The following is an 8384-nucleotide window of genomic DNA, read 5'->3' on the forward strand; positions in this document are numbered from 1 at the left end:
TCTTTTAAAGCGGCGGGTAGGAACATCGTTCTTATCCGCTTTTTTTATATCAACAAATAGTTATGTCGCACAAGAAAACCAGTATTATTCGATCTTTAGTCTGTTGCTTGCATGTTTTTATCGGCCTGGGTAGCTATGCACAGACCAGTACTCCCCCAGGCGTCGTTGTTTCGCATTTTCCGGCATCTGGACGTGCTTATATAGGCTCGCCCTCCATTGCCATTCTCCCAAACGGAAACTATGTAGCTTCACACGACCTTTTTGGACCGGAGGCCAATAGTTGGAAAAACGCGAGGACCTTCGTCTTCGAATCAAAGGACAAGGGCAAAACTTGGAGCCGGATTGCAGAACTGAACCAGTTTTGGTCGGGTCTTTTCGTTCATAACAACGCACTTTATTTGATGGGCACCTTGAATGAAGAGGGCGATTGCGTGATCCGAAAATCTACCGATGGTGGACATAGCTGGACAGAACCAATAGACGGCAACAACGGTCTGCTCATCAAGGCCGAAGGCGGCATGGGATATCATACGTCGACAGTTCCGGTATTGGACGCCTACGGTCGCCTATGGCGGGGCATGGAAGAAGTGCCACAGGGAGCTCCTTGGGGAAGCTTTAAGGCTTTTGTCATGTCTGTAAACAAAGAGGACAACTTACTGAAAGCACAAAACTGGCTGTCGACAAATAAGCTGGAGATTGACCGTTCGCTCAACAAAGGAACTGCATGGCTAGAGGGCAACGCCGTGTTGGATCCGCAAGGACAGGTTCTCGATATGCTACGGGTGCATTATCCAGGCGATTCCGTAGCTGCCCGAATTCGTATATCGAAAGATGGCAAAGTAGCAGAATTTAACGCGAAAACTGGATTTGTCATATTGCCGGGAGCTACCAAAAAGTTCAACATCCTACGGGATCCCAAGACCAAAATATATTATACACTGACCAACGCCGTCCCCGGGGAATTCAGGGGAGGAAATATGGAACGTACCCGTAATACCCTTTACCTCTTGTCATCCAAGGACCTGGTAAACTGGGAGAAACGTGCCATCATATTGCAGGGAAAGAATGTGGCCAAGCACGGATTCCAATATATAGACTGGAAGTTTGAAGGCAATGAAATCATCTTTGTCTCACGTACAGCATACGATGATGAATTCGGTGGAGCAGACAATCAGCATAATGCCAATTACCTCACCTTCCACCGCATCAAGGATTTTAGAAAGATTCCTGTTTTGGATTGAGGTAAATTTGTTGTTTGACAATAGTTATCAAGAAAAATATGTTAGTTGCCTGTAAAGCAATGAATTATACGAAAGTCCTTTTATCCATAATAATTTTATCACATACCATGCAATCGTGTAACCCAAACAGATCTCCCAGCTATTCCATTGATCAAGAGCGATTGGTGGCCTGGTGTATCGTGCCGTACGATTCCTTGCAGCGTACTTCCATGGAACGGGCAAAGATGCTCCACGGGTTGGGAATAACTAAATTAGCCTACGATTGGCGCGACCAACATATTCCTCAATTTGATGAAGAATGGCTAGCCTTGAAGCACTATGGCATTCAAATGCAGGCTTTTTGGATGATAGCAGATGGTGCTCCAGCACATGACAGTCGCGTGCAAGCCATCTTTGACTTTCTCGAAAGAAATCATGTACATACCCAAATTTGGCTCATGCTGGACAATATACCCGAACTGAACGATGCCAAAATTAGCCAAGAGAAAAAGGTAGCGACAGCAGTAGAGCCAATTCGCCACATTGCCCGCCGTGCCGAAAAGTTGGGATGCCAAGTGGGGCTTTATAACCACGGAGGCTGGTATGGGGAACCGGAGAACCAGCTCGAAATAATCAAACATCTCCAACTCCCAAATATAGGAATGGTTTATAATTTTCATCATGCCAAAGAACAGGTCCTTCGCTTCAAACAGTTTTTTCCCGATATCCAACCCCATCTGCTTTCATTAAACTTGGCGGGGCTCAAAAAGGACGATTACAAACATTTCTACACTCTCGGAGAAGGCAACTTGGAGCAGGACTTGATTGCATTTGCTTTGGGAAATGGGTATGATGGACCTATAGGCATTATAGGACATGACGAAAAGGAAGATGCAAGGATAGCGCTAGAAAAACAAATGAAAGCGCTTAACGACATCCTTCAATCTGAACCATAACTGTTTCTCCCGTACATCAACGCGATTAAAATAAGTGCCATTGTCCGATTAACAATAAGACAGATAAGCTCAAAATCAAAAGTAAACGCAACCGTTTGCGCTAAATGCCCCAACGGTTGCGCTTCGGTTTATTTTTGATAAACCCTTACATAGTCCACCACAAACTTGGACGGGAGATATTCATCAGGTATCTTTTCGCCTCCTTGCCCTAGGGCTACGTTGAGCAACAAGTAGAAGTTTTCGTGGAAAGGATTGTTCCCTTTTTTAGCATTGACCGTTTCTTTGAGGTCTATGGTATTTAATTCAAAGCCATCGACAGATATCACCATCTTATCCTCGTCCCATTCCAATTCCCATTCATGAAATTCATCCGCCCAGTTGCTGCTTCCCAAGCTGTCCAAGGGCCACTTGGCGGCGTCCCATTCGTCGCCGCGTTCTCCTTCCCAAACGGCATTGGCCAATAGTTTACCTCTATAGTATTCCATGATATCCACCTCGCCACAAGCAGGCCATTTTACCGGACCACGGTTCACGCCCAACATCCAAAAGGCAGGCCACTGCCCTTCCCTTACGTCGATCTTGCCGCGCATCAGCACCTTACCAAATTTAAAATCGTACTTACCCTTGGTAATCAGGCAGGCAGAGGTATATTCGGCATATTCCCTATTCGTAATCCAATTTTCACCGTTGGGGTCGTAATTCGTGTTTTTCTTCTTCTCTTTTTTCGCCTCAATGATCAAAAAGCCATCCTTGCAATAGGCATTCTCTGGTTGATACCACTGTGGTTCCCTGTTGCGGATGAAACCTATCTCATAGTCCCACTTTTGGTCATCCGGCCGCCCATCTTTATCAAACTCGTCGTGCCACACCAAACGGTAATCGCCTAGCTTGGCAGGTACCTTTGCGTCTTGTGCCCATGAACCGAGGCTAAAAGCACCCATCAACAATGTAAGTATAATTTTATTTTGTCTCATATTATCAGTTATTTATATTCAATGCCATTAACCACGCCAAATGCGCTTGCTCTTTTCGTGCACTCTAAGGGCCTGTTTAAAATTTTAACGAAATTTTTGTTATACTGATTTTGAGTTTGTCTTTGCTATATTTTGATGCTCTTTTGAGCCTATTTTTTCACTTCCTGCTCTGGATTTAGCCCGCTAAATCTGCAAACACGAAGCAAAAAATCCTTCTCAAAATAGCTATAAAAATTTTAGCAATAAAATTTAAACAGGCTCTAATAAATCACAAATTTTTAGATCATTTTTTCGAAACCTTTTACCTTTTTTTCTACCCAAGGTCAATATATATAGTTTCTGTTAGATATGAGCATATTTGTTTGTTTTGACATATGATCTGTAGGGGTAAAAGCTTCTTCTCGTCACATCCGTTCATTAAGCAAAAAATGAATGCCTTCGTTAATTGCCTAAACCCAATTAGCAACTCGAATTAAGAAGAAGTACAGTGCACTAGCAAGACAAAATACTACAGAACTCTTTTCTCCTGAAGTTTTCCAGATGCCTTGATCGAAAAATGCGTATTGCCTCTTAAAATAATCTGATTGTTTTGATAATCGACAGGAAGTATGATTTTATCCATATCAATATTGTTTACATCGTCAAAAATAAAGGCTGGACGAAAATCGTAATCGTCTAACTTCAAAACAACATTTTTCATTTTTATATTATCCGTATGACGGACATAGAAACCCCAGGAAGGCATTTCGCCGAACATAGAGAACTCTGGATAATTATGGATTTTTTCGGGAAAATCCTTCAATCTGCTTAAAGAAAAATACGCTTGTGCTTTTGATGCTCTTCCCGGATACGTGATTTCTATATTTTCCAGCGTAACATCTTTTACATTATAACCGGGAATGCCCGTAATGGAAGAAGAGAAAGGATTGTGATAACCAGGCTCGTCAGCCCGGATATCATAATTAATATCTGGCCTACCGAAGGGAACCTGTACCTTGATATTCCCGATATAAATGTTTTCTATTTTCCCCGGTGTCTTTCTAACCCTATTTCCCAAGCGTACGAAGATGGCATTGCCTGTATTCTCCGCAACGACATTGGTCACTCTAATATTTTCAATATCACCCCCGTCAACGGACTCAATCGCAATGGCAGAACGGTAGGTATCATAAATTTTTATATTGTTGATGGTCACATTCTTAAAGCCGCCGTAAGAGGCAGTTCCGAACTTGATGGCGCTTGCCCCAGAGCGAATGGTACAATCAGCGATCAGTACCGAATCATTACTGTTGCCAGGATAATAGGACTTTAAACAAATACCATCATCCGCCGAATTAATGTCGCAATTCGTAATGCGTACATTTTTACAATCGGTAATATCCATACCATCATTATTCCAATATGCACGGTTAAGGACAATCAACTTGCCGAGCGTGAGATTTCGGCACAACTCAAACGACAGTCCCCAACAGGCGGAATTTTGTAATGTGGCATCTTGTATGCTTACATTATTGCATAAAGAAAAACGAAAGAGTTTCGGGCGCACTTTTTCATTAGGTCTGTTTCCCCACGAAGAATAATTGGGGTCCTTGAGAATACCGAGATGATATAGACTATCGATATTCAACGCCAGAGCCGTACCCTGCCCGTCAATCGTACCCGTACCGGTGACCGCAATGTTATCGGCACGATAAGCGACCAAAAGAGCCAGCGACGAATTGTCGTCCTGCTTCGGGCTTACGGGATGTCCTGGCATTTCCATTTCTTGGTAATCAAATGGATCGGTATTGCCCAATAGTATCGCGCCTTTCCGTAAATGCAACTCGACATTGCTTTTCATCGCCAATGTTCCCGTCAAGAATTGCCCCGCCGGAACAACTACTTTTCCACCGCCGTCTGCGCTTGCTTTATCGATTACCTGTTGTATGACTCCTGTATTTACAGTTTGCCCATTGCCCACAGCGCCAAAATCAGCAATGTTGTATTCCTTCTTCATTTGTGCCAATGAAGAATTACTTCTCATTGAAGAAACGACAAAAATCGATGCCGCAACGATATTGAATATTAATTTTAAATTTTTCATTCGTATGAAAACAGAAGATTATTTATTGATTATAACGAACTTCCCAACTATCTTTCCCTGAACCCATGTCTTTAATCTCCCAAAAGTCGCCATCCCGAGATGCAATAATTCTTTCCCCATTCCGAAAAAGCTGATCCGAAGCTGTTCGCCGAGGCAAATAAACAACTCCGCGCGTATTTGCTGGCAATCGGGTTTCCAAGCGAAAAGACCTTGCCTCCTGATGAAAAGTAACTTCCACTTTCCCTCTTAACGTAGCCAGTTTCAATACGGCCTTGCTTAATGTTCCAGGACGCGGTTTTATAGCAATAGTACCGAACGCCGGCGACAGCGGCGTTACGCCCATCAACTTGTTAACAATGGTATTTGCCGGAACAGCTCCCCAAGCATGGTTCCAGTCCTGATTGCCCTTATATTCCATATCCCACGCTTCGGTTGTCATGGTGGATCCCGAACGGATCATGTTATACCAACTACGCTTGTCGGTTGATGTTAGTAGTTTCAATCCGTAATCAGCATCATTTGCATCATACAACGCATCCATCAAAAACTGGGCACCGTACACACTGCACGCCATTCCTCTTGATCGAATAAAGGCCAAAACTTTCGGTTTGTTTTCGGGAGGAACTAATCCAAAAGCAAGCGCCATCATATTGGCGTGTAATGAGCTATGCGTAGTACCTTCGCCGTCTATTATCAATCCTGACGCGGAATCTATAAAGCTGCGCTGAAAGGCTTGCTTGACTTTACTGGCTTGCCGTTCATAGAATGCAACATCTTCTTTTTCACCTAATGCCTGAGCCAGATTTTTCATATAGACCAATGCCTGGTAATGAAAGGCATTCACCACGGAATTATAATCGGTAAACTCAAAATTATCTGTCTCTCCGATTGCCGTTGGAGGCAAACCTACACCGCCTTTTTGCGGCCAGTCCACGATATCCCTAAGCTTCATATCGCCGTCAAAGATCAAGTGGATGGATTTCGAGAAGGCGCTATCCTGCTTTCCGGTTCGGGTACTGATCAATCCATCCTGACGGGCCAATGCCAGTAATAATTTTGGCTTCAACTCCTGATATAGCTTATTTGCTGCACGTATATCACCTGAATATAAATAATCATACCAAGCAATTTGCAGGTTTTGCAAAGACCATTCCGTAGGCCAGGTGGCATTATAGATCAGGTATTCCAAAGAACGTTTCGCCATATTATATTCGGCATCTACCGCATAATGGGACAACTGGTTAATGAGCGCATCGGCTTCATAGGGAATCCGCTCTCGATCGCCGTCTACATAAGTCCCGGTAAAGCTGGTTGCCTTTATACTATATTTACACAGGTCCCACACTTGATTAAGCACGGTATCTGAGCTACTAAATATGACGGCATCATCTTCAAATATATAGTTGACGGCGTAGCGCTCTAAAGTTTTCACTTCAATAGACGGGGCTGTTTTCTCCAATTCAACATAGCGGAATGGCAGCACTTCACCTATATAATCTGGCATTGGTATTGCCTTAGATCCCGTATTTCTCCTATCCGGTTCGAATGCGGGAGTGTACTGATGCTTCCCTTTTTTCAGAGGCAACACCAACAAACGGTACCTGATGGTTCCTCTGGGTTTTCTTTCCACATGACCGCTAGGCTGAACAGCCTCTCCTACATGAATCCGTAAGGTATCTCTTTCGCCTACGGTACTTACTTCCAAGGTCAACTGCCCGAACGCATCCTTCCCAAAATCATAAAAGCTGTTGCCATTACTCAGTTGCCTGCTGGCAGCAGGTTGCTGAACCGATTTCACCAATGGCGTATAAGGTATTTGATAAGGCTTTAATACACTATCGGTAAGAAATGCAGATGCTTTTGAAAATGTGGACGACACTCCCCGATTATCCCAAATTTTTACTTTCCAATAGTAAACTGTGTTTGGCGTTAGTTCCTTTCCGTTGTACTCAATGCCGAGTTGCTTTCCGGAAATCACTTTACCCGAATTCCAGATATCTACGGCACCTGAATCCAATTTTCCAGCAGATGAGGCAACCAATATCTGATAAGAAGTTTGATGAGCATCTCGTTTATCACTGTTCATCACCCATGAAAACAAGGGCTTCGAGTTTGCGATACGCGCCGCTTGATATACACTATGTTGTCTGGCAGCTTCCGCTAAACTTTGCTTAACCTCAAATCCATTTTCCCATACTTTGTCCGCATTCCGGATCAGGTCAATACGTAATTCGGCTGGAGCAGTTAGCTGTTGCGCGCTCGCATGCGTGGCCAGCATCAATGCCACTGACAATTGTAAACAGCGGGATATCTTACGAAGAAATACGATCATTAATTTTTTAAATTTTATTCGTTTTTGCAATATCAAAATTAACACCAGAATGCGATATAAAAGTTCCTACTTTATGGCATCGGATTTAATCCTTCCCATTTCACTTTCCAGCTTTCTGGATTAAATCCTGGTGTTGTACCTTTGTATCCATCGTATCCCGCACACATTAGTGCGATCGCTGAAAGAAGTCCGCCATTTCCCGGTAGATAAATTCTTAAAGTATTATCCTGGTAATTATTTCCGTTGGGTAGATAGGTGTTTTTTTGAACATTCCGCATCAACATGTCAATCGCTCGGTCTTTCAAATCTAATCGGGTTGCCGTCATCGCCATCAGCGGATAATCCCATCCCCAGGTAGTTTCCCAGTGCCATACTTTATTGATGGTGTCAAACGTGCGGTGCATCACGGCTGTATCCAACCCGTTAGCGGCGGGAATGGTCGCCAATGCCGCCAGCACCGCTGGGTGATCGTTGATATAGTCACTTTCACGGCTGTAACTGTCCATGGCATTTGCCGCAGCTAGATAGGGTCTGCTGAAAAACTCAATGATTTTTTCAGCAGATTTTTGAGTATTGGGGTATGAGGTTGTAATCTTTGCGCAGATCTACCACATATTTGATTACTATATTGATAATGCAATAAAGTGCTAGCTCGGCCAATTTGACCAAGTTAAGCACCAATACGATGCAGCTAATCCAAGCTTCGCTGGTTCTTGCTAGACGAGCTAAAATGAGATTCATTCCGTAACCAGTCTTTGCTTGACCAAACTTTCCTTCGATCGGATTGCGTTCTCCTGGACTTACACGATTCTGCGAGGC

At 43.6% G+C, this 8384-nt stretch carries 7 protein-coding genes; 2 read left to right on the forward strand and 5 right to left on the reverse strand.

The features are described from left to right. Window positions 1-62: 62 nt before the first annotated feature. Together A37S_RS0119995 and A37S_RS0120000 are read left to right on the forward strand one after the other, a co-directional pair. Window positions 63-1241, forward strand: a complete 1179-nt coding sequence (locus A37S_RS0119995; protein ID WP_036603436.1) for a sialidase family protein — start codon at window positions 63-65, stop codon at window positions 1239-1241. A 107-nt stretch (window positions 1242-1348) separates the two neighbouring features. Beyond that, entirely contained in the window at window positions 1349-2176 is an 828-nt protein-coding gene (locus A37S_RS0120000; RefSeq protein WP_051293338.1) for a hypothetical protein, read from the forward strand. Between the two features lie 128 nt (window positions 2177-2304). Here A37S_RS0120000 and A37S_RS0120005 read toward each other — a convergent pair whose 3' ends face one another. From A37S_RS0120005 to A37S_RS28375, 5 genes are all read right to left on the reverse strand, one after another. Beyond that, entirely contained in the window at window positions 2305-3150 is an 846-nt protein-coding gene (locus A37S_RS0120005; protein WP_028298520.1) for a glycoside hydrolase family 16 protein, read from the reverse strand. A gap of 508 nt (window positions 3151-3658) precedes the next feature. Then, entirely contained in the window at window positions 3659-5173 is a 1515-nt protein-coding gene (locus A37S_RS0120010; RefSeq protein ID WP_028298521.1) for a glycoside hydrolase family 28 protein, read from the reverse strand. A gap of 82 nt (window positions 5174-5255) precedes the next feature. Beyond that, window positions 5256-7565 (reverse strand): alpha-L-rhamnosidase-related protein, encoded by a 2310-nt coding sequence (locus A37S_RS25460; RefSeq protein ID WP_084163988.1) that lies wholly within the window; start codon window positions 7563-7565, stop codon window positions 5256-5258. Window positions 7566-7636: 71 nt separating this feature from the next. Next, a complete protein-coding gene (locus A37S_RS0120020) occupies window positions 7637-8071 on the reverse strand; it encodes a hypothetical protein (RefSeq protein ID WP_028298522.1) in 435 nt (144 codons plus the stop codon). A 49-nt stretch (window positions 8072-8120) separates the two neighbouring features. Continuing rightward, window positions 8121-8384 (reverse strand): transposase (locus A37S_RS28375; protein ID WP_028298523.1); only part of this gene is annotated, 264 nt, incomplete at its 5' end.

Origin of the sequence: Olivibacter sitiensis DSM 17696, from assembly GCF_000427965.1 — a bacterium.
Taxonomy (GTDB): domain Bacteria; phylum Bacteroidota; class Bacteroidia; order Sphingobacteriales; family Sphingobacteriaceae; genus Olivibacter; species Olivibacter sitiensis.

Coding starts and splice junctions, on each gene's coding strand:
- A37S_RS0119995 (WP_036603436.1), top strand. CDS start 63: ATGTCGCACAAGAAAACCAGTATTATTCGATCTTTAGTCTGTTGCTTG.
- A37S_RS0120000 (WP_051293338.1), top strand. CDS start 1,349: ATGCAATCGTGTAACCCAAACAGATCTCCCAGCTATTCCATTGATCAA.
- A37S_RS0120005 (WP_028298520.1), bottom strand. CDS start 3,150: ATGAGACAAAATAAAATTATACTTACATTGTTGATGGGTGCTTTTAGC.
- A37S_RS0120010 (WP_028298521.1), bottom strand. CDS start 5,173: ATGAGAAGTAATTCTTCATTGGCACAAATGAAGAAGGAATACAACATT.
- A37S_RS25460 (WP_084163988.1), bottom strand. CDS start 7,565: ATGATCGTATTTCTTCGTAAGATATCCCGCTGTTTACAATTGTCAGTG.
- A37S_RS0120020 (WP_028298522.1), bottom strand. CDS start 8,071: ATGGACAGTTACAGCCGTGAAAGTGACTATATCAACGATCACCCAGCG.